General features: G+C 67.4%; 19 protein-coding genes and 1 pseudogene. 9 read left to right on the top strand and 11 right to left on the bottom strand.

The features are described from left to right. Window positions 1-132: 132 nt before the first annotated feature. Window positions 133-633 (bottom strand): hypothetical protein, encoded by a 501-nt coding sequence (locus DIZ26_RS11170; protein WP_112240116.1) that lies wholly within the window; start codon window positions 631-633, stop codon window positions 133-135. 69 nt (window positions 634-702) lie between these two features. Here DIZ26_RS11170 and DIZ26_RS11165 point away from each other — a divergent pair, with 69 nt between their 5' ends. Both DIZ26_RS11165 and DIZ26_RS11160 read left to right on the top strand, forming a co-directional pair. Beyond that, on the top strand, window positions 703-1,767 hold the full coding sequence (locus DIZ26_RS11165; RefSeq protein ID WP_112240071.1) for an ATP-dependent DNA ligase: 1,065 nt from the start codon (window positions 703-705) through the stop codon (window positions 1,765-1,767). A gap of 66 nt (window positions 1,768-1,833) precedes the next feature. Then, window positions 1,834-2,376, top strand: coding sequence for a DUF1707 and FHA domain-containing protein (locus DIZ26_RS11160; protein ID WP_112240113.1), 543 nt, complete (start codon window positions 1,834-1,836; stop codon window positions 2,374-2,376). Here the strand turns inward: DIZ26_RS11160 and DIZ26_RS11155 are convergent. Then, on the bottom strand, window positions 2,346-3,347 hold the full coding sequence (locus DIZ26_RS11155) for a LysR family transcriptional regulator (protein WP_232828259.1): 1,002 nt from the start codon (window positions 3,345-3,347) through the stop codon (window positions 2,346-2,348). The genes DIZ26_RS11160 and DIZ26_RS11155 overlap by 31 nt on opposite strands. Before the next feature lie 193 nt (window positions 3,348-3,540). Here DIZ26_RS11155 and DIZ26_RS11150 point away from each other — a divergent pair, with 193 nt between their 5' ends. Together DIZ26_RS11150 and DIZ26_RS11145 are read left to right on the top strand one after the other, a co-directional pair. Beyond that, the gene (locus DIZ26_RS11150; RefSeq protein ID WP_112240069.1) at window positions 3,541-6,867 is read left to right on the top strand and encodes a M20/M25/M40 family metallo-hydrolase; all 3,327 of its coding nucleotides are present in this window, start codon (window positions 3,541-3,543) and stop codon (window positions 6,865-6,867) included. A gap of 77 nt (window positions 6,868-6,944) precedes the next feature. Next, window positions 6,945-7,127, top strand: a complete 183-nt coding sequence (locus tag DIZ26_RS11145) for a hypothetical protein (RefSeq protein WP_112240067.1) — start codon at window positions 6,945-6,947, stop codon at window positions 7,125-7,127. 43 nt (window positions 7,128-7,170) lie between these two features. On the opposite strand, the gene DIZ26_RS11140 is transcribed toward DIZ26_RS11145, so the two are convergent. Then, window positions 7,171-8,145, bottom strand: coding sequence for a zinc-binding dehydrogenase (locus tag DIZ26_RS11140; RefSeq protein ID WP_112240065.1), 975 nt, complete (start codon window positions 8,143-8,145; stop codon window positions 7,171-7,173). A gap of 81 nt (window positions 8,146-8,226) precedes the next feature. Between DIZ26_RS11140 and zapE the strand changes: the two genes are divergently transcribed. The 3 genes from zapE (at window position 8,227) to DIZ26_RS11125 (ending at window position 11,110) form a co-directional block, all read left to right on the top strand. Beyond that, on the top strand, window positions 8,227-9,249 hold the full coding sequence (gene zapE, locus DIZ26_RS11135) for a cell division protein ZapE (RefSeq protein ID WP_112240063.1): 1,023 nt from the start codon (window positions 8,227-8,229) through the stop codon (window positions 9,247-9,249). A 196-nt stretch (window positions 9,250-9,445) separates the two neighbouring features. After that, complete coding sequence (locus tag DIZ26_RS11130; protein WP_112240061.1) at window positions 9,446-10,174, top strand: hypothetical protein; 729 nt, start codon at window positions 9,446-9,448, stop codon at window positions 10,172-10,174. Between the two features lie 57 nt (window positions 10,175-10,231). Beyond that, window positions 10,232-11,110 (top strand): polyphosphate kinase 2 family protein, encoded by an 879-nt coding sequence (locus DIZ26_RS11125; RefSeq protein WP_112240059.1) that lies wholly within the window; start codon window positions 10,232-10,234, stop codon window positions 11,108-11,110. 366 nt (window positions 11,111-11,476) lie between these two features. Here DIZ26_RS11125 and DIZ26_RS11120 read toward each other — a convergent pair. The 3 genes and pseudogenes from DIZ26_RS11120 to DIZ26_RS11110 form a co-directional block, all read right to left on the bottom strand. After that, window positions 11,477-11,890: pseudogene (locus DIZ26_RS11120) on the bottom strand (Clp protease N-terminal domain-containing protein); the annotation flags it as partial. Between the two features lie 431 nt (window positions 11,891-12,321). Further along, entirely contained in the window at window positions 12,322-12,549 is a 228-nt protein-coding gene (locus DIZ26_RS11115; RefSeq protein WP_198676038.1) for a ribbon-helix-helix protein, CopG family, read from the bottom strand. 49 nt (window positions 12,550-12,598) lie between these two features. Further along, a complete protein-coding gene (locus tag DIZ26_RS11110) occupies window positions 12,599-13,735 on the bottom strand; it encodes an MFS transporter (protein ID WP_232828258.1) in 1,137 nt (378 codons plus the stop codon). A 57-nt stretch (window positions 13,736-13,792) separates the two neighbouring features. Here DIZ26_RS11110 and DIZ26_RS38260 point away from each other — a divergent pair, with 57 nt between their 5' ends. Both DIZ26_RS38260 and DIZ26_RS11105 read left to right on the top strand, forming a co-directional pair. Continuing rightward, window positions 13,793-13,978 carry a hypothetical protein gene (locus DIZ26_RS38260; RefSeq protein WP_232828257.1) on the top strand — a complete coding sequence of 62 codons (186 nt, stop codon included), beginning with the start codon at window positions 13,793-13,795 and terminating at the stop codon, window positions 13,976-13,978. Between the two features lie 86 nt (window positions 13,979-14,064). Beyond that, window positions 14,065-14,631: a CGNR zinc finger domain-containing protein gene (locus tag DIZ26_RS11105; protein WP_232828256.1), complete on the top strand. Its 567-nt coding sequence runs from the start codon at window positions 14,065-14,067 to the stop codon at window positions 14,629-14,631. A gap of 20 nt (window positions 14,632-14,651) precedes the next feature. Here DIZ26_RS11105 and DIZ26_RS11100 read toward each other — a convergent pair whose 3' ends face one another. From DIZ26_RS11100 to DIZ26_RS11080, 5 genes are all read right to left on the bottom strand, one after another. Continuing rightward, window positions 14,652-15,446: a sirohydrochlorin chelatase gene (locus DIZ26_RS11100; protein WP_112240053.1), complete on the bottom strand. Its 795-nt coding sequence runs from the start codon at window positions 15,444-15,446 to the stop codon at window positions 14,652-14,654. After that, the gene (locus tag DIZ26_RS11095) at window positions 15,443-16,732 is read right to left on the bottom strand and encodes a sulfate adenylyltransferase subunit 1 (protein WP_112240051.1); all 1,290 of its coding nucleotides are present in this window, start codon (window positions 16,730-16,732) and stop codon (window positions 15,443-15,445) included. The genes DIZ26_RS11100 and DIZ26_RS11095 overlap by 4 nt, the downstream gene beginning before the upstream one ends. Beyond that, the gene (cysD, locus tag DIZ26_RS11090; protein WP_232828255.1) at window positions 16,732-17,673 is read right to left on the bottom strand and encodes a sulfate adenylyltransferase subunit CysD; all 942 of its coding nucleotides are present in this window, start codon (window positions 17,671-17,673) and stop codon (window positions 16,732-16,734) included. Before cysD ends, DIZ26_RS11095 begins: the two co-directional genes overlap by 1 nt. After that, complete coding sequence (locus DIZ26_RS11085) at window positions 17,670-18,353, bottom strand: phosphoadenylyl-sulfate reductase (protein WP_112240049.1); 684 nt, start codon at window positions 18,351-18,353, stop codon at window positions 17,670-17,672. The genes cysD and DIZ26_RS11085 overlap by 4 nt, the downstream gene beginning before the upstream one ends. Window positions 18,354-18,495: 142 nt before the next feature. Next, window positions 18,496-20,199, bottom strand: a complete 1,704-nt coding sequence (locus tag DIZ26_RS11080) for a nitrite/sulfite reductase (protein ID WP_112240047.1) — start codon at window positions 20,197-20,199, stop codon at window positions 18,496-18,498. Window positions 20,200-20,233: the final 34 nt, after the last annotated feature.

Genomic DNA, 20,233 nt, shown 5'->3' with positions numbered 1-20,233 from the left:
GAGGTCGTGGGAGAGTAGGACGTCGCCGGACATTCACACTGTTAAGGGCCACCCACACGGGTGGCCCTTAATGTGTTTCCAGACCTGTATGCATCTCCACGCAATTCTTGGCCGGGCGGCGGACTTTGCCGTCTACTTCCCGGCCTTCTGCTCGTCGTGCTCGAGTAGATGCAGGACGGGTACGCCGAGATGCCGGCGGGCGGTGTTCGTCCAGTCGAGGTGGAAGAACTCGGCGACGATGTGCGGCCGGGTGAGGATGATGACCTCCTGACCGCCGACGTTCTTCACGGTTGCCCGGAGTGCGTCGATCGGCCGGTCGTGCGAGATGCCGCCCTCGGCCTGCTGACCGAGATCCCGCAACCTTTGCACGCTCCGCCCGGTGCAGTCCGAGGCCTCGCTGTCGATCGCCTTCTGCGCTTCCGCCAGGTCCTCACGCTGGCCAGCGAGACCAGCGCCGTACAGATCAGCGGTGCCGAGGGCGCTCAGTGACGCCTCGACGCCGGCTTCGGCGTTGTGACACGGCACGAGCACGTGGTACTTCACGGTCTCGGGCATGTCCTGGTGCAGCTCGACTACGCGCTTGGCGTCCGGCTCGGTGAGTTCCTGTTCGACGAGCAGTACGACGTCGTACATCGTGAGTACCTCCGGTCCTACCAGTCGGTATGCCCCCATCATGCCCCGTCCGCGGGCAGAATGGCGGACATGCAGCTACCTGTGATGCCCCCGGTTCCGCCGATGCTGGCGAAGGCGGTGAAGCAGTTCCCGGCCGGCGAGGTCAGTTTCGAGCCCAAGTGGGACGGTTTTCGCTCGATCATCTTCCGTGACGGCGACGAGGTGGAGATCGGCAGCCGTAACGAGAAGCCGATGACGCGGTACTTTCCGGACCTGGTCGAGGCGTTCAAGGCGAACCTGCCGGAACGCTGCGTGATCGACGGCGAGATCATCCTGGTCGGCCCGTCGGGAGACCGGCTCGACTTCGAGATGCTGCAGCAGCGGATCCACCCCGCGGCGTCGCGGGTCAAAATGCTCTCGGAGACGACGCCGGCGCGCTTCGTGGCGTTCGATCTGCTCGCGCTCGGCGACACCGACTACATGGAGCGTCCGTTCGCCGAGCGGCGCGCCGCGCTCGAGGATGCCCTCAAGCCGGCCAAGGCGCCGATCCACCTCACCCGTACGACGATCGACCTGGACACCGCGAAGGAATGGTTCCACCAGTTCGAGGGTGCCGGGCTGGACGGCGTGATCGCCAAACCGCTCGACGGACTGTACGAGCCGGACAAGCGAACGATGTTCAAGATCAAGCATGAACGTACGGCGGATTGCGTCGTCGCCGGCTATCGCCTGCACAAGAGCGGGCCGAACCGGATCGGATCTCTGCTGCTCGGCCTCTACAACGCAGACGGTGTGCTCGCGAGCGTCGGGGTGATCGGTGCGTTCCCGATGGCGCGGCGCGAGGAGCTCTTCGAGGAGATGCAGGAACTCGTCACGGACTTCGACGACCACCCCTGGGCCTGGGCGAAGCAGGAAGAGGGTAATCGGACCCCGCGCAACGCCGAGGGCAGCCGCTGGCAGGCGGGCAAGGACCTCAGCTTCGTGCCGCTGCGCCCTGAGCGCGTGGTGGAGGTGCGCTACGACCACATGGAGGGCGTGCGATTCCGTCATACGGCACAGTTCGTGCGCTGGCGCGAGGACCGTACGCCGGAGTCGTGCACCTACGAGCAGCTCGAGGAGCCGGTGAAGTTCGACCTGGGTGACGTCCTGGGGTAGCCGCGCGACGTAGCGTAGTACTGGTTGCGCTGGACAGTGAACCTGGCGGGAGCCGACAATTCGGACATGACTTCGACGGGGCTGGAAGCGATGCGGCCGTCGGATGCCGAGCGGGATCGGGCGCTGGCCATCCTGCGTGAGGGCGCCGGCTCGGGCCGGCTCTCGCACGACACCTTCATCCGGCGGATGAACTTCGTCCTCGGCGCGCAGACGCGCAGCGAGCTCGCCCATGCCACCAGTGATCTGGGCGGGTCAGAGTCGAAGGTGGTGCAGCTCTTCCGGCAGCTGGTCACCCGGGTGCACGAGCTCACCGGCACGCTCCGTACACCGGCCCCTGCGCCCGGCCTCGCTCTACCGCCGCCCGGCTCGCCGACGGTGAGAATCGGCCGGGGTGACGGTGCGACCCTGCGCCTCACGGACTTGTCGGTCTCCCGGTTCCACGCCGAGCTCCGGCATGTGGGCGACGGATGGATGGTGCGGGACCTCAACACCATGAACGGCACGCTGGTCAACGGCACCCGGATCACCAGCCCGACCCGGGTGCGTCCCGGCGATCACCTGCAGTTCGGCGCGATTCTCTACACACTCACCGCACCCGATCCGCGCTGAGGCTCGATGACGGTGGGGTGAGCGCCGGGGTGGTCCCACCACCACGAGCGCAGTTCGGCGTTCTCGGCGATCGTGGTGCGGTAGGTGTCGATGAAGGCGCGGTGGATCAGGTCGAGTTCAGCCTGGGTGATGTTCTCGGGCCGGTAGCGCAGGACCCGCCGCCACGAAATGGGCTGGCCGACCAGGGGCCGGATGACCGACCCTGGGATGTCGCGGACCGTAGGAGCGCACAGACTGATGCCGCGGCCCGCGGCGATCAACTGCTCGATCTCAGTGGTGTCGAGGTTGTAGTAGCGGAACTGCGGAGTGAACCCGAGCCGCTCGCAGGCATCGCGCAGCGAAGCAAGATCACCGTCCTCCTTGCCGGCCGGCGGGCAGATCCACACCTCGTCAGCGAGGTCCGTCAGCGTGATGTCAGTGCGATCAGCGAGCCGGTGATCGAACGGCAGTGCCAGCGCGAACGGCTCAGGGTGGACCATCGTCTGCTCGCGAACACCGGGCGGACACGGCGGCGCGTGGTCGTCGTCGCAACGCCCGATCATGGCCACGTCCAACACGTCAGCGGCAAGCAGATCGGTCAAGGTCGCACACGAGACGTCGACCTGGGTGCTGAACTCCCGCTCCGGCAGCAAGTCTTCGAGTCGGGCGAGCCAGGCTCCGAACATCACGGTTCGCAGCGACCCGAGCCGCAAGGTCCTCGGTGCGTCGGTATAACGCCGGCTGCTCCCGAGCAGATCGTCCATGTCCGCGAGCATGGCCCGCGCGCGACCCAGGACATGCCGGCCGAGCGGAGTCGGGAGTACGCCGTACGGGCCTCGTTCGAAGAGTGGGCCGCCGATCGCTTCCTCGATGCGGTGCAACTGCGCCGTCAACGACGGCTGCGAAACCCCCAGCGCAGCGGCCGCCTTCGACACGCTGCCGGTGTCCGACACCCGGCAGACGACCCGCAGATGCCTCAGCTCCAACTCCATAGCGGTGAGGTTATGCCCTGTTGGGATATCACAGCCACCACTGGCGGATGCCAATGTCGTCACTCAGAGGACGCCGGGAGTTCATCCACCTGCCCAGCGGATCCCAGGCATCCTCGCCCCCGCCATCCGCCGGTCGGTCTGCAGCCCTCGGCCGGTGGCGGGGGCCCGCCCCGCCCCCAGTGAGGAAGTTCCTTTGAAGAGCACATCCCTGCGCCTCGTCGCAGCCGGTTGCGTGCTGAGCCTGGCAGCCGCCGCAACAGCGGTGATCGCCATGAAGATGCCCGCAGCAACCGCCCAGTCAGCGGCACCGGTCGACCCGCCCGTCGACGCCCGGGTGGCCGCGGTGCGGACCGCCGACCGCCTCGTTCAGGGCCGCGCTGCCGAGCTCAAGGCCGGCCCGGGCGACCAGTTCATTCGCCAGCAGGACATCAGTACGCCGTGGGGTCTGCAGTACGTCGCCTACCAGCGCACGTACTACGACCTGCCGGTGATCGGCGGCGACCTCGTCGTCACGACCGATGCCAAGGGCAACGCCAAGAGCATCAACGTCGCGCAGCAGCAGGACATCACCATCGGCCGCCGCCCCTCGATCAGCAAAGCCGCCGCCAAGAAGGCCGCGAAGAAGGCGATCGACAAGGCGCAGCTTGTCCCGGGTGAGCCGACCCTGGTCGTGTACTCCGGCAAGGCCAAGCCGGTGCTCGCCTGGCAGACCATCGTGCAGGGCCGCAACCACGGCGAGCTCAGCCGGCAGAAGGTGTACGTCGACGCGCGCACCGGCAAGGTGCTCGACGCGATCGAGCAGACTGCCGCCGGTACCGGCACCGGGATCTGGGAAGGCCCGAACCTCGCCATCGGTACGACGAAGACCGCGTCGGGGTACTCGATGACCGACCCCGCGCGGCCGAGCCTGCACTGCGGCGACTCGGCCACCGGTACGACGTACACCGGCACCGACGACGTGTGGGGGAGCACGTCGAAGACCGACAAGGAAGCCGGTTGCACCGACGTCATGTACGTCGCGGCCGGCGAGTGGGACATGCTGAAGAACTGGTACGGGCGCAACGGGCTCGATGGCCAGGGCAAGTGGGCCGACGCGCTCGTTGGTCTCGGCGACGTGAACGCCTACTGGGGTTCGCAGTACAACCCGGACGGTGTGATCTTCGGATACAACAACGCCCGGAACTGGATCACGCCGGTCGATGTGGTCGCCCATGAGTACGGTCACGGCCTCGACGCGAACACGCCGGGCGGTCTGTCGGGCTGGCCGTCGCAGGAGGCCGTCGCCGACATCTGGGGCACGCTCACCGAGTTCTACCTGAACAACCCGAACGACCCGCCGGACTACGAGATCGGCGAGGAGATCAACCTGACCGGCAGCGGCCCGATCCGGTACATGTACCAGCCGTCCAAGATCTCCGGCATGCCGGACTGCAACTCCAGCAGCCTGCCGAACGAGATCCACGCGTCGGCCGGCCCGATGAACCACTGGTTCTACCTGCTTGCCGAGGGCACCGATCCGACCGACGGGCAGCCGGCCAGCCCGACCTGCAACAACACCAAGTTGACGGGCATCGGTCACCAGGAAGCCGGCAAGCTGTTCTACAACGCGATGCTCGGCAAGACCTCGGGCATGACGTACGGCAAGTGGCGGTCGACCACCTTGACCGCGGCGAAGAACCTGGACTCCACCTGTGCACTGCACGCCAAGGTGAAGGCTGCCTGGGACGCCGTGTCGGTGCCCGCTCAAGCCGGTGAAGCCACCTGTACTGCGACCGGCAGCGACTTCACCTTGTCGGTGTCGCCGGCCAACGGCACGGTCAAGCCGGGGGAGTCCGCCACAGCCACGGTCAACACCGTGATCGGCAGTGGCGCGGCACAGACCGTTCAGTTCACCGCGACCGGCCTTCCGACCGGAGCGACCGCGACGTTCGCCCCGAGCTCGCTGCAGTCGGGTAACTCGACCACGCTGACGATCGCGACCGCGTCGAGCACGCCGGAGGGCACGTACGACGTCAAGATCACTGGGGATGGCACGGACGTCGACAAGACAGCGACGTACCGGTTGACCGTCGGCGGGTCCGCCCCGCCCGCCGGCGTACCGGACATCGACGTGAACAACGTCAAGGCGCACCTCGCTGCGCTGCAGCAGGCGGCCGACAACAACGGCGGCAACCGCCGCGCCGGAAGCGCCGGGCACACGGCATCGGTGAGCTACATCGAGCAGAAGCTGCGCGACGCCGGCTACACGGTCGCCAAGCAGCGCTGCACGAGCTGCCAGTACCCGTCGGACAACCTGATCGCGGACTATCCCGGTGGTGACACCAGCCAGGTGGTCATGCTCGGCGCGCACCTGGACAGCGTCAGCGCCGGTCCGGGCAGCAACGACAACGGGTCCGGCTCCGCGACGATCCTCGAGGTCGCGCTGCGACTGGCCAAGGACAAGCCGTCGCTGGCCAAGCACGTCCGCTTCGGCTGGTGGACCGACGAGGAGCAGGGCATGAACGGCTCCGAGTACTACGTCGGCCAGCTGTCCTCGGCGGACCGGTCGAAGATCAAGGTCTACCTGAACTTCGACATGGTCTCGTCCCCGAACGCGGGCTACTTCATCAACAACATCACCACCGACACCGGCAAGCTCCTGAAGTCCTTCTACGACGGGCTTTCGCTCGCGCCGGAGGAAGACGTCGAAGGGGCCGGCAGGTCCGACGACGCTTCGTTCTCGAACGTCGGTATCGCCACCAGCGGTCTGGCCTCCGGTGCTTCGGCCCGCAAGACGACGGCGCAGGCGCAGAAGTGGGGCGGTACGGCGAACTCGGCGTACGACTCCTGCTATCACTCGGCCTGCGACAAGTACCCGACCAACATCAACACCACCGTGCTGGATCGCGCTGCCGACGCTACGGCGTACGCGGTCTGGAACCTGGCAGTCGGCGATGCCCCGCCGGCCGGCAGCGACTTCTCCCTGACGCTGAACCCCACCTCGGGTTCTGTGGCGGCGGGCGGCTCGGTGCAAACAACAGTCGGTACTGCGACCAGCAGCGGCGACCCGCAGTCGGTACAGCTCGCAGCCAGCGGGCTGCCGACCGGTGCCACGGCGACCTTCACCCCGTCGTCGGTGACGTCGGGCAGCTCGTCGACCCTCAAGCTCACCACCACGGCATCGGTTGCCGCGGGCACCTACCCGGTGACAGTGACCGGAACGGGGGCGGTCAGCCACTCCACGACGTACACCCTGACCGTGACCGGTACGTCCACCGGCACGGTGACCGTCCAGAACCCGGGCAGCCAGTACGGGTTCGCCGGCTGGTCGAACTTCCCACTCCAGATCAAGGCCACCTCGAGCTCGGGGCAGCCGATCACCTACCGGGCGACCGGCCTCCCTGCAGGCCTGTCGATCAGCGCGACGACCGGCGTGATCTCAGGCACCCCGACCAGCCGGGGCTCTTACACGGCGACAGTGACTGCAACGGACAGTGGCGGGGCAAGCGGTAAGGCCACCTTCCCTTACACGATCTGGTAAGACCCCGGCCCGCCCCCGGGCCGCCCACCAGGCGGCCCGGGGGCCTTCCCCCCAACCCTCACAAAGGAGAACCAGCAATGACCACACCCCGACGCACCACCACCACGATCCGCCCCCAAGCAACGGCCGACCAGTACATCCGCCAACAGGACACCTGCACCCCCTGGGGCCTCCACTACAACGCCTACCAGGACACCTACCGCCCGACCCACCCCCGCCCCTCCACCCGCCGAACCCCCCGCAAACACGCCACCGCCTAACCCACCCCGGGCCGCCCACCAGACGGCCCGGGGTTTCGCTGTTCTAGGGGATGAGGACGACCTTGCCGGTGGTTTGGCGGGTTTCTAGGGCGTGGTGGGCGTCGGCTGCTTTGGCTAGGGGGTAGGCGGTCGTTAGGGGGTGCCAGTGGCCGGAGGTGGTTTCGGTTAGGGCCTTGGTTTCCAGGGATCGTAGGCGAGGGAGGACTTTGGCGCCGATGGGGGAGGAGATTGTTTGGTTGCGGGCGGTCAGGGTTTCGGCGGGGACTTCCAAGGGGTCGCCGCTGGACCAGCCGAAGAGGAGGAGGCGACCGCCGGGGGACAGGAGTTCGTAGGCTAGGCGGGCGTTGGGGCCGCCTACGCCGTCCAGGATTACGGTGACTTGGCGGTTGGCGAGTTCGGTGCGGACTTGGTCGGGCCAGTCTGGTTGGTTGTAGTCGAAGGCGAGAGGTGCGCCTAGGGCGCGGGTTTGGGCTACCTTCTTCGGGCCGCCGGCTAGGGCGACGACTGTGGCGCCGATGTTGCGGGCTGATTGGATGAAGAGGCTGCCTAGGCCGCCGGCGGCTGCGGTGATCAGTACTACGTCGTCGGGTGTGAGGGCTGCTTCTTCCAGGATTCCGATGGCTGTTCTGCCTGTCCCGATGGTGGCGACGGCGCTGGCGGCGTCCAGGTGAGTTGGGATCTCGTGCAGGGAATCGACCTTGGCGACGGCCAGTTCGGCGTACCCGCCGGGGACCATGCCGAGGTGGACGACGACCCGTTGGCCGATCCACGAGGTATCGGTTTCGGGGCCGACGGCATCGATCGTGCCGGCGACCTCGCGTCCTGGGATGGTCGGCAGCTCCGGTCGCGGGATCGGGCTGTCGTTGAGGGTGCCGGCTCGCAGTACGGTGTCGACGAGGTGGACGCCGGCGGCCTCGACCTTGATGCGGACCTGGCCGACGCCGGGCTGAGGGTCCGGGACCTCTTCGAAAACGAGATTCTCCGCCGGGCCGAACTCGTGCAGCCGGATCGCGTACATCGGACCTCCTGGTCGTTGGGTTCGGCTCGACGGTAGGACCTGAAGTTCTCTTGAGGTCAAGGCAACTCGTAGGGTGGGGACATGCCGATCCGTCTGAGCGAGCGGTGGCCGGAGGTCAGTTCGGACCGGTTGCTGTCCGAATGTGTGCCGCCGCCGCGGTTCAGTGAGGTGCGGTTCGAGAGCTACCGGCCGGATCCAGCCGAGCCCAGTCAGGCGGACGCCCTCGGCGTACTGCGGGAGCGCGGTGAGATCTTGGCCGAGCCGCGGAGAGAGCGTTCTCTGTGGTCTCGGTTGCGCGGCTCAGCGCAGGTCGCTCCGGAGAAACCGGGGGTCTATCTCGACGGCGGATTTGGGGTGGGCAAGACGCACTTGCTGGCGTCTTTGTGGCATGTGTCGGCGGGGCCGAAGATGTACTGCACCTTCGTGGAGCTGACCAATCTGGTCGGGGCTTTGGGGATGCGCTCGGCGGTCGAGGCGTTGTCGGCGTACCGGTTGATCTGTATCGACGAGTTCGAGCTCGACGATCCCGGGGACACGGTGTTGATCTCGCGGTTGCTCGGGCAACTGGTGGCTGCGGGAGTGCAGCTGGCGGCTACCTCGAACACGTTGCCCGATCGGCTGGGGGAGGGCCGGTTCCAGGCGATCGACTTCCTGCGCGAGATCCAGGGGCTCGCGGCGCATTTCGACGTACGGCGTATCGATGGGCCCGACTATCGCCATCGCGGACTCCCGGTCGCGCCGGAGCCTTGGTCGGATGCCCTGGTCGAGAAGGCGGCCGACCAGCGGGCGGATGCCTCGTGCGATCACTTCGTCGACCTTCGTCATCACCTTGCCGAGCTGCACCCGAGCAAGTACGGCGCACTCCTGGACGGGGTGGGGACCGTTGGCATCCTCGACCTCCGCGAGCTGACGGACGAGAACGTCGCGCTGCGTCTCGTAGTACTGGCTGATCGGATGTACGACCGCGACATCCCGCTGATCACCAGCGGTGTCCCACTCGACCGGATGTTCTCACCCGAGATGCTCAAGGGCGGCTACCGCAAGAAATACCTGAGAGCCCTCTCCCGGCTCATCGCGCTGGCCAACGCCGTTACAGATCACTGAGGGTTGAGCGAAAACTCCTGTAGATCTTGAGGTTTCGTGACTCTGCGGTACGGCGTCGTCGCAGTAAGCGCGGGTCGTCTGCAGGTTGGTGCAGCGGATGAGCGGTATAGACCTCCGGGCCGATAGGCTCCGCGCGAAAACGGTGCTGAGGGGGGTCCCAGTGCCATCCATGCATGACACCAAGGAGAGTTACCGAATGTTTCGTCGTACCCTCGCGACGGCGGCAGCCGCGGCAGGAATCGCCGCACTGCTCCCGCTGACCGCGTCGGCCGCTGATCCGGTCGTCCCGCCCCGGATCAAGGCCGCACAGGGCACCGCAACGGCTCAGGTAGCCGGCGCGTGCGCTCTGTCGGTGCCGAGCCGGATTGCCATCGGCAAGCCGATTCTGACCCTCCAGGCCAAGGTCTCCGGTCCGTGCGCCATTGCGGGCAGCAGCTCGGTCTGGATCTTGAACAGCCCGAGCAAGGGTGATGTGAACGGCATCCTCTTCGACTCGACCGACCCGCAGGGCGATGGCAGCTACGCGTTCTTCGACAGCGACCCGCTCGGCACCCAGACCTGGCAGGGTCGTGGCAGCATCAACGCCGACGACACCCTGAACTCGCAGAACAATGTGCCGATCACCGTCAAGCTGGCGGCCGGCGCCTGGATCTCTTCCTCGCGCTCGGGCGATGTCGTGACGCTGAAGGGCACCTCGCTGCTCTACTCGACCGGCAACCACAACTACTTCAAGCGTTCCGCTGGTGGGGTGTTCCAGTTCCGGGAGCGTGGGACCACGACCTGGAAGAACTTGAAGTCCGTGTACACGAACTCCAAGGGTGAGGTCACGATGGCCTACCGGTACAGCAAGCTGCGCGACTACCGGTTCGCTCTGTACAGCACCTCGATCAGCTGGGACTTGGGTAGCGCTGTTACCACCCGTTGATTGATGTCCTGCCCTGTCCTCGTCGGTTCTTCGGTGGGGATGGGGCAGGATGTACGGATGGCGAAGAAGAAGAGCGGTCAGGACGACGTCGACGTACCGACCGGGAAGATGCTGGACGTGTTGCGGGTCCCGCCGGGTGCGGTTGACCTGACTTCCTACGACACCCGCGCCACCACCGGGTTCTCCGGTGACAAGGCCGACGGCAAGGTCGCGCTCGAAGAGGTCGGCGCCAAGGTGTCCGACTGGCAGGAGCGTCTGTTCGCCGAAGGGCGCAAGGGCGGCGAGCGCCGGATCCTGCTGGTACTGCAGGGGATGGACACCTCCGGTAAGGGCGGTGTCATCCGGCATGGTGCGGGGCTGATGGACCCGCAGGGGTTGAAGATCACCTCGTTCAAGGCGCCGACGCCGGCCGAGAAGCGGCGCGGGTTCCTGTGGCGGATCCGCCAGGCGCTGCCCGGTCCCGGCATGGTCGGGATCTTCGACCGGTCGCACTACGAGGACGTACTGATCGCCCGGGTCCGGAACCTGGTCGCGCCGCCGGTCTGGAACCGCCGGTACGAGGAGATCAACGAGTTCGAGGCCGAGCTGACCGCCACCGGGGTCACGATCGTCAAGTGCTTCCTGCACATCTCGCCGGAGCAGCAGAAGGAGCGGCTCGAGGCGCGCCTGGACGACCCGACGAAGCACTGGAAGTACAACCCGGGCGACGTCGACGAGCGCGAACTCTGGCCCGCGTACGCCGAGGCGTACCAGGCGGCGCTCGAGCGCTGCAACACTCCCGAGGCGCCGTGGTACGTGATCCCCAGCGACCGCAAGTGGTACCGCAACTGGGCCGTCACCACCCTCCTCCTGGAAACGCTGAAGGGCCTCGACCCGCAGTGGCCGGCCGCCGATTTCGACGTTGCCGAAGAGAAAACCCGCCTCGCCGCCACCTGACCCGCGCGGGCCCTTGTACTACGGGGTGTCCGCGCGGGGCCTTTGTACTACGGGGCGTCCGCGCGGCCCACAGGTCGTGCGGCACCGGCGGCAGCGTGGGCTTGCCAGGCAGGTGCGGATGGCGTCGAATCGGTTGCGAGTCGCCCGGGCGGCACGTAGTACGGGCTAGTCGTCCGGGTCGATGTTGTGCTGGCGGAGCTTTTCGCGGAGGCGGCGGACCTGGTCGTACAGCTGGTTGTTCTCGTCGATCAGGCTTTCCAGCTCGCTGAGCAGGTGATGCTTGCGGGCGGGCATCTTCGGAGTGAAGGATCCGCTGTCCCCGGCGAGGAACTCGGTGACGGCCGCTTCGGAGTGTTGCCGGTGGCGGATCAGCTGGCGCACCTTCGAGAGGTCGGCACCGAGTTTCACCAGCGTCTGCGCCGCGACGCCTTCGCCGTCCTGGACGATGCCCAGCAGGATGTGCTCGGTGCCGATGTTCTGGTGCCCGAGCTGCACGGCCTCCCGCAGGCTGTACTCGAGCACTCGCTTGGAGCGTGGCGTGAACGGGATGTGGCCGGCCGGCGCCTGCTCGCCACGGCCGACGATCTCGAGGACGACCGCGCGGGCCGCAGCGGTCGAGATGTTGAGGTTGGCCAGCACTTTTGCCGCGGTACCACCGCCTTCCTCGAGGATCGCCAGGAGGACGTGCTCAGTGCCGATGTAGTTGTGCTGAAGGTTCCTGGCCTCTTCCTGTGCCAGCACCATCACCCGCCGCGCCCGCTCGGTGAACTTCTCGAACATGTCGCTCTCCTCAGGGTTGATCTGGTCTTCGAGGCCGAGGCTCGAGATCGTCAGCTCCCGGCACTTGAGCCGGTGCCGCACCACGTCGATGACCTCGGCGATGGGCGCCTGGCCGGAGCTGACGCGATCGAGAAGCGCATCGACTTCTTCGACCGGTTCGAGTTCGAGGTCGGCGTTGTTGAGGCCGGCCAGTTGCAGCACGACAGCGACCGCGATCGTCCGGTTCGGACCGGCGAACGGCCGCCGGCTCACCAGCCCGGACAACAACACCCCGCCTGCCTCGGCGAGGTCGTCCTGGCACAGTGGCGAGGTCGTCTCCGAGAGCACCTGCGCCACCGCGTCCAGGTCAGTACGCCGGACCGCGCTCTCCGGGTCGCAGTGCATCACCCGGGCGACGACCGCCAGCACGTCGTACAGGTCGAGGTGGTGCATCAGTCGTCCTGGCGCAGCCGCCGAAGCGACTGCTCGTGGCGCGCGAGGTTCTCCTCCAGCAGCAGGCTGAATCGCGCGTCGTTGCGTCGGTGCTCGACCAGGGAGGTAATCGCCTCGCGTGCGACGTCTGAGACGGAGCGGCCCTCGACCTCGGCCACCGCCTGCAATCGCTCTGCGAGCTCGGGGTCCAACCGCAACAGGATGTTCTTCGTCGCTTCCTTCGCCATAGCTAGCAAGATATCACGATATCTCGGCTGGTCCAGGGCGCGAGCCGGGCTAGAGGCTCGATGTGATGCGGCGGCGGAGGGTGGGTTGCAGGCCGGCCAAGACTGTGGCGGTCAAGGCGCAGGTGAGCCAGAGGAAGACGGGGCCGGCGTGAGTCAGGAGCTGAGTAGCGCCCAGCGGTGCGATCGCGGTGGCGATTCCCCAACTGAGGCCGTAGATGGCGAGGTAGCGGCCGCGGGCGTGGTCGGGGGCGATGCCGGCGATGATGGTGAAGGAGCGGCTCAGGAGGAACAGATCGCCGATGCTCCACAGCACTGCGGCGGCAATGAAGACGGGAAGGTTCGTGGCGAACGCATTGATGACCAGGCCGGCGGCCAGAAGCAAATAGCCGAGCGTCATGGCCTGGAAGTTGTCGAGGTTCCGGATGCGCTGCGTCCGCTGGAGGGGTTGGGCCGCGACGAGGACCAGGGCCGAGATCGCGAGGATCAGCCCGATGCCGTAGCTCGGCAGGCCTCGCTCGATCAGCGTGAGTGGCAGGCCGAGCATCAGCGTCATGAAGACGGTCGCGGAAACGGTGCCCACGGCAAACAAAAGCAGCAGGCGGCCGTCCCTCCAACCCTCCGCGCGAGTTACTCGCGCCGGGCCTCGGAACGAGAATCGGTCGGCAGGTAAGGCGATTGCGAGCAAGAGAGCGCAGGCCAGGCAGCTCGCCGCGTCGATCGCGAAGAGCCACCGCAGATCCCAATGGCTCACTGCAGCAGCCAGTACGCCGGCCGCGACCGCCGCCGCAGCCATCGCCGCCCCCAGCAGCCCGTACGCCGTGGGCCGGTCCGCCGGGCTGGTCACGTCGGCGATCACCGCCTGGCTCGGTGGCTCGTAGATCTCGAACATCAACCCGAGCAGGATCGCCGCCAGCACCGCTGACCAGAGCGTGCTCGCGAGCGCGATCCAGGTCTGGCCGACCGCGCAACCGGTGAGGCCGAGGATGATGGTCCGCTTGCGTCCGAGCCGGTCGGCCAGGTGGCCGCCGAAGATCCGGGACGGGATGGTCGCCACGCCGAAGCCCGCCATCACCAGCCCGGCCTGCGCGACGGTGGCGCCGAGTTCGACGGTCAGCACGACGGCGAGAAAGCTGAGCGTGAAGGCGCCGAGGCGGTTCACCGCTCGGGCGATCACGAGAATGCGCACGGTCCCCGGCAGCGTCCGCCAAGTGGCGGGTGCGCGGCGAGCGCCGCCTGGTGCACCTTGGAGGCCGCCTTGCTCTGCGCCCTGGAGGTCGCCTTGCTCGACGGCTTGGCGGCCGCCTTGCTCGGCGCCTTCGAGGCCGCCTTGCTCGGCGACCTGGCGGACGCCTTGCTCGGCGACTTGGTGGACGCCTTGGTTGGCGCCTCGTCTATCGTCCTGGAGGTCGTCCGGTGCATCGGCGAGTGACATGTCGCTCCCTTCGCGTGACTGGTGAAAGAGGTATCGTTGGTCACGCCACGGCGAGCTTAGGTTTCGAGGGAGTGACTGGTCAAGTGAAGTTCGATAGTCACGTGCTGAGTGTGCTGACGACCGCGGTCGATGCGGTGAATCGGCTGACGGCCGGATACGCGCTCGGGCAACCGGTCGAAGCTCCGACCGGAGCGGGAAAGGCCGCGGCCGTGGCGGAAGCGCTCTCTGCTGACGGGCGCCCTCGGCCTCGGGTGAGCGCGGCCGACGCCGAAGTACTGGTTGGCGTCGCGGTCCGCATGCGGGAGATCTTCGAGGCGACGCATGCGGGTGAACTCGATCAGGCAGCTGAAGGCGTGAACGCGTTGCTGATCGACACCAGTGCTAGGCCGCAGCTCGACAAGGCCGATGGCCGGTGGAATCTGCACTTCCATGGACCGGACACAACCTTGGCCAACGGCTGGGCGGCGGGGTGGGCAGCCGGACTGGCTATCGCGATGGGCAGTGATCTGGCGGGGCGGTTGGGAGTATGCGCTGCGCCGCAGTGCGATCGGGTCTTCGTCGACGAGTCGAAGAACAGCCGGAGGCGATTCTGCTCGCCGCAGTGCCAAAGCAGAGTAAAAGCAGCTGCTCACCGCGCCAGGACACGGTGAGCAGCTGCAAAGAAGGCCGATCAGGCGGTGCGGACCAACTCGGGCCGCATCAGGACCGGGCGGGGGGCCGGGTCGAGGGTGAGGAGGTCGAGGCCGGCTACGCCGTACCGGAGGAGGGCGAGCCTGGCGACCTCGGCGCTGACGCCGAGGGGGCGGGAGACTGCGACAGCACCGGCCTTGCGGGCCGTCTGCTCGGCGCGGTCGGGAAGCAGGCCGGGTGCGAGGAAGAACGAACCGACCGCCACGTGGCGACGGCCCTCCAAGCGCCATTGCAGAACGGCTTCGGCCGGCGACGGGGTCGCCGCAGTGGTGAACGCCGCCACGACCGGCAGCTTGTGCCGCTGACCCCAAAGGCGCGCGAGCCGGGCGACGGCCGCATTTGCCTGGGTGTCGCTGGAACCGGCGCAGGCGAGCACCAGCGCGTCGAGCTCACGCACCCGGCCGTCCTTCAGTTCGGCGCGCATCCGCCGATCGAGGACGTCGAGCAGCGAGTCGTCGTACCCGAGGACGTCGGACGCGATGATCCGCAGCTCCGGGAACCGGTTGCGCGCCTCGTCGACCACGGCCGGTACGTCGACGCGCGCGTGGAAGGCGCTCGACAGCAGCAGCGGCAGAATGACGACCTCTTCGACACCTTCGGTGCGGAGCCGGTCGATCACCTGGTACGGCGTGGGCGGGCAGTGGTCGAGGAAGGAGGCTTCGATCCGCAGGTCGTCCCGTAGCTCGCGCAGGCAGCTGACGAGCGAGTGGACGGTGGCGGCCGAGCGCGGGTCGCGGCTGCCGTGGGCGAGGATCACGAGAGCTGGAGCAGTCACAGCAGTTCCCCTTCTTCGTCGTCGATCATGCCTGCGGCCAGCGTCCACCCGTCGTGGGCGTCGATCAGCAGGAACGAACCGGTGATGTTGTTGCTGGAGTACGGATCGGCGGCCAGCGGTGCGGCGATCTTGAGCTGCACCTTGCCGATGTCGTTCAGGTCGAGCCCGGTGGCGTCGATGACTCCGAGCGTGTCCAGGTCGAGTACGCCGCCGATCTTGGTGACGATCGCCTGAGCGGTAGTCGTGGTGTGCTTGATCAGCAGCCGGGCGCCCACGGACAGCGGGCGATCGGACAGCCAGCACACCGTGGCTGACAGTTCCCGGCGGGTGCCGGGGGAGGAGTCGGCCGAAACGATGACCGAACCACGGGCGACGTCCAGGTCGTCCGCGAGCCGGACGGTGACCGCCTCACCGGCGACCGCGGACGGCCGTTCGGCGACGGCCGTCGAGGTCGAGCTGATCACGGCCCGGTCGATCCCGGCCACCGACGTACGACGGCCGGCCGGCAGCACGATCACCTGGTCGCCGACCGAAACGGTGCCTGAGGCAACGGTTCCGGTGTAGCCGCGGTAGTCGCGGTACTCGTTGTCGGTCTGCGGCCGGATCACGTACTGAACCGGGAACCGCAGCGGCTGACCGGAGGCGTCGGAACGCCCCGAAGCGCTCTCTAGGAACTCCAGCAGCGTCGGACCGTCGTACCAGCCGGTCGCGGACGACCGCTCGACCACGTTGTCGCCCACCAGCGCCGACACCGGAATTGCCTGCACGTCGGCGATCCCGAGCTGGTCGGCCAACTGGGAGACCTCTTTGGAGATCCCGCGGTAGACGGATTCGTCGTACCCGACCAGGTCGATCTTGTTGACCGCCAGTACGACGTGCGGCACGCGAAGCAGCCCCGCGACGGCGAGATGCCGCCGGGTCTGCTCCAGTACGCCGTGGCGCGCGTCCACCAGGATGATCACGACATCCGCCGTCGACGCACCGGTGACCGTGTTGCGCGTGTACTGCACGTGTCCCGGGCAGTCGGCCAGGATGAAGGAGCGCTTGTCGGTCGCGAAGTACCGGTAGGCGACGTCGATCGTGATGCCCTGTTCACGTTCGGCCCGCAGGCCGTCGGTGAGCAGAGCGAAGTCGAAGTCGCCGCCGCCGCGCGTGGCCGAGACCCTCTGCACGTGCGCGATCTGGTCGGCCAGGATGGCCTTGCAGTCGTGCAACAGCCGCCCGACCAGCGTCGACTTGCCGTCGTCCACCGATCCCGCGGTGGCGAGCCGGAGAAGAGTGCTCATCAGAAGTACCCCTCTCGTTTGCGGTCTTCCATCGCAGCCTCGCTGGCCCGATCGTCGGCGCGGGTGGCGCCTCGCTCGGTGATCTCACTCGCCGCCACCTCGACGACGACGTCGGCCGCCGTCGTCGCGGCGCTGGCGACCGCGCCGGTGCAGGACATGTCGCCGACCGTCCGGTAGCGAACCAGACGCTGGGAAACGGTCTCGCCGGCACGCGGCTGCGAATAGGGGCCGACAGCAAGCAACATGCCGTCGCGCTCGAACACGTCCCGCTCGTGGGCGTAGTAGATGCTCGGGAGAGCGATCTCTTCGCGCTCGATGTAGTTCCAGATGTCCAGTTCGGTCCAGTTGGACAGCGGGAACACCCGGACGTGCTCGCCCGGCCGGTGCCTGCCGTTGTACAGCGACCACAGCTCCGGCCGCTGGTTGCGCGGATCCCACTGCCCGAACTCGTCGCGCAGACTGAAGATCCGCTCCTTGGCGCGAGCGCGTTCCTCGTCCCGCCGGCCGCCGCCGAAGACGGCGTCGAACCGGTGCGTGTTGATTGCATCGAGCAACGGAATCGTCTGCAGCTGGTTCCGGGTGCCGTCGGCGCGCTCGCGCAGCCGCCCGTCGGCGAGGTAGTCCTCCACCTCGGCGACCTCGAGCCGCAGACCCAGCGTCTCGACGACGGAGTCGCGATAAGCCAGTACTTCGGGGAAGTTGTGCCCGGTGTCGACGTGCAGCAGCGTGAACGGCACCGGCGCCGGCGCGAACGCCTTGCGGGCCAGGTGCAGCATCACGATGGAGTCCTTGCCGCCGGAGAACAGGATCACCGGCCGCTCGAACTCGGCAGCCACCTCGCGGAAGACGAAGATCGACTCGCTCTCCAGCGCATCCAGACTGGTCGGAGTGGACACTGCTGCGGTCACGGGAGCCTCACTCGCCTCGATCGTCGCCGTCATACGTGCAACCCGCATTCGATCTTGCCCTGGCCGGCCCAGCGGCCACTGCGCGGATCCTCACCGGGCGCCACCTGCTTGGTGCACGGGGCGCAGCCGATCGACGGGTAGCCGTCGTACTGCAGGAGGTTCACCAGGACACCGTTGTCGGCGATGTAGCCGTCGAGGTCCTCCTGGGTCCACGGCGCGAGCGGGTTGAGCTTCACCATGTCGCGCTTCGCGTCGTACTCGACGACCTGGGTGTTGGCGCGAGTCGGCGCCTCCTCCCGGCGTACTCCGGTGACCCAGGCCTTGTAGCCGGACAGCACCCGGTTCAGCGGCTCCACCTTGCGCAGAGCGCAGCACTTGTCGGGCTCGCGAGCGAAAAGATCCTTGCCGTACGTCGCGTCCTGCTCGGCGACGGTCTGCTTCGGGGTGGCGTTGATCAAGTTGATCGGCAGGGTCGCGGCGACGGCGTCGCGCGTACCGATGGTCTCGGGGAAGTGATAGCCCGTGTCGAGGAAGAGGACGTCGACACCGGGGGCCGCCTCGGCCGCGAGGTGGGGGAGTGCCCCGTCTGCCATCGAGGCGGTGACCACCAGTTCGTCGCCGAAGGTCTCCCGCGCCCAGGCCAGTACTTCCTGCGCCGAGGCGTCGGCTAGTCGTTCGTTGGCCTCTTCGGCCAGTACCTTCAAGTCGCTCATTCCACGCTCACCCGCAGTCCGATCATCTTCAGCTGAAAGACCCGTGCACAAGGCCGGCACTCCCACGCGCCATGCCCTTCTTCGGAAGGACGCAAGTCCTCATCACCGCAGTACGGGCAGTACAACGGTGCAGCGCGCTCACTCATTGCAAAGCTCCTTCCTCGGCACGGACGACCCATTGGGCGAAGCGCTCGCCCTCGGACCGCTCTTTCAGGTAGTTCTGGGTGACGCGTTCGACGTAGTCGGCCAGCCCGTCGGAGGTGACCTTGTGGCCGCGCAGCTTCCGGCCGAAGCCGGCGTCCAGGCCGAGGCCGCCGCCGAGATGGACCTGGTACCCCGGGACCTGGTTGCCCTCGGCATCGAGAACCAGCTGGCCCTTGAGCCCGATGTCGGCGACCTGGATCCGGGCGCACGAGTTCGGGCAGCCGTTCACGTTGATGGTGATCGGTACGTCGAGCTCGGGGATCCGCTCCTCGAGTTCGCCGATCAGCTCGGCCGCGCGGGCCTTGGTCTCGACGATCGCCAGCTTGCAGAACTCGATCCCGGTACAGGCCATCGTGTTCTGCCGCCAGGCCGACGGCCGGGCCTGGTAGCCGAGATCGTTGAGCGCGGCAACCAGTGACTCGACCCGGGACTCCTCGACGTCGAGCACGATTAGCTTCTGCTGCGCGGTCGTCCGGACCCGGTCGGATCCGTGCGCGGCGACGACGTCGGCCACCTTCGCCAGCGAGCTGCCCGACACCCGGCCGACGACGGGAGCCACACCCACGTAGTACCGGCCGTCCTTCTGCTTGTGCACGCCGACGTGATCGCCTTGTACTGCGGGGATCTCCGGCGCCGGTCCGTCGATCAACTTGCGGCCGAGGTACTGGTCGCTCTCGAGTACCTCGCGGAACTTCTCGATGCCCCAGTCGGCGACCAGGTACTTCAGGCGGGCCCGGTTGCGCAGCCGGCGGTAGCCGTAGTCGCGGAAGATGCTGACCACACCCTTCCAGGCCAGGTGCACCTCCTCCAGCGGGATCCAGGCACCGACGCGCTGGGTGAGCATCGGCGTCGTGGACAGTCCGCCGCCGACCCAGAGGTCGAAGCCGGGACCGTGCTCGGGGTGGACGACGCCGACGAAGCTGATGTCGTTGACCTCCGGCACCACGTCGTGCGACGGGTGGCCGGTCATCGCGGTCTTGAACTTGCGCGGCAGGTTGGAGAACTCGTTGCTGCCGATGTACTTCTCGACGATCTCGTCGATGGCCGGCGTCGGGTCGATGATCTCGTCGGCGGCGATCCCGGCGACGGGGGAGGAGATGATCACGCGCGGCACGTCGCCGCAGGCCTCGGTCGTATACAGCCCGACGGCCTCGAGCTTCTGCCAGATCGCGGGCACGTCCTCGACCCGGATCCAGTGCAGCTGGATGTTCTGCCGGTCGGTGATGTCCGCGGTGTCGCGGGCGTAGGTGCTGGACACCTCGGCGATCACGCGGAGCTGCTCGGTGGTGAGCTGGCCGCCCTCGATCCGGACCCGGAGCATGAAGTACTTGTCGTCCAGCTCCTCCGGCTCCAGCGTTGCGGTCTTGCCGCCGTCGATCCCGGGCTTGCGCTGGGTGTAGAGGCCCCACCAGCGGAACCGGCCGCGCAGGTCGGCCGGGTCGATCGAGTCGAAACCGCGGTGGGCGTAGATGTTTTCGATCCGGGCCCGCACGTTCAGGCCGTCGTCGTTCTTCTTGTTCTCTTCGTTCTTGTTCAGCGGCTCGCGGTAGCCGAGCGCCCACTGTCCTTCGCCCTTGCCCTTGCGCGGACGGGCGGCCTTACGAGGGGGATCGGTGCGGGGAGCAGAGGTGACGCCAGTCATCCGGAACGTGTCCTTGTCTGCTAGAGACAGGTGC

It is taken from the genome of Kribbella monticola (assembly GCF_003261635.1).
Taxonomy (GTDB): domain Bacteria; phylum Actinomycetota; class Actinomycetes; order Propionibacteriales; family Kribbellaceae; genus Kribbella; species Kribbella monticola.
This window is presented reverse-complemented; position numbering and strand designations above follow the sequence as displayed.

Coding starts and splice junctions, on each gene's coding strand:
- DIZ26_RS11170 (WP_112240116.1), bottom strand. CDS start 633: ATGTACGACGTCGTACTGCTCGTCGAACAGGAACTCACCGAGCCGGAC.
- DIZ26_RS11165 (WP_112240071.1), top strand. CDS start 703: ATGCAGCTACCTGTGATGCCCCCGGTTCCGCCGATGCTGGCGAAGGCG.
- DIZ26_RS11160 (WP_112240113.1), top strand. CDS start 1,834: ATGACTTCGACGGGGCTGGAAGCGATGCGGCCGTCGGATGCCGAGCGG.
- DIZ26_RS11155 (WP_232828259.1), bottom strand. CDS start 3,347: ATGGAGTTGGAGCTGAGGCATCTGCGGGTCGTCTGCCGGGTGTCGGAC.
- DIZ26_RS11145 (WP_112240067.1), top strand. CDS start 6,945: ATGACCACACCCCGACGCACCACCACCACGATCCGCCCCCAAGCAACG.
- DIZ26_RS11140 (WP_112240065.1), bottom strand. CDS start 8,145: ATGTACGCGATCCGGCTGCACGAGTTCGGCCCGGCGGAGAATCTCGTT.
- zapE (WP_112240063.1), top strand. CDS start 8,227: ATGCCGATCCGTCTGAGCGAGCGGTGGCCGGAGGTCAGTTCGGACCGG.
- DIZ26_RS11130 (WP_112240061.1), top strand. CDS start 9,446: ATGTTTCGTCGTACCCTCGCGACGGCGGCAGCCGCGGCAGGAATCGCC.
- DIZ26_RS11125 (WP_112240059.1), top strand. CDS start 10,232: ATGGCGAAGAAGAAGAGCGGTCAGGACGACGTCGACGTACCGACCGGG.
- DIZ26_RS11115 (WP_198676038.1), bottom strand. CDS start 12,549: ATGGCGAAGGAAGCGACGAAGAACATCCTGTTGCGGTTGGACCCCGAG.
- DIZ26_RS11095 (WP_112240051.1), bottom strand. CDS start 16,732: ATGAGCACTCTTCTCCGGCTCGCCACCGCGGGATCGGTGGACGACGGC.
- cysD (WP_232828255.1), bottom strand. CDS start 17,673: ATGACGGCGACGATCGAGGCGAGTGAGGCTCCCGTGACCGCAGCAGTG.
- DIZ26_RS11085 (WP_112240049.1), bottom strand. CDS start 18,353: ATGAGCGACTTGAAGGTACTGGCCGAAGAGGCCAACGAACGACTAGCC.
- DIZ26_RS11080 (WP_112240047.1), bottom strand. CDS start 20,199: ATGACTGGCGTCACCTCTGCTCCCCGCACCGATCCCCCTCGTAAGGCC.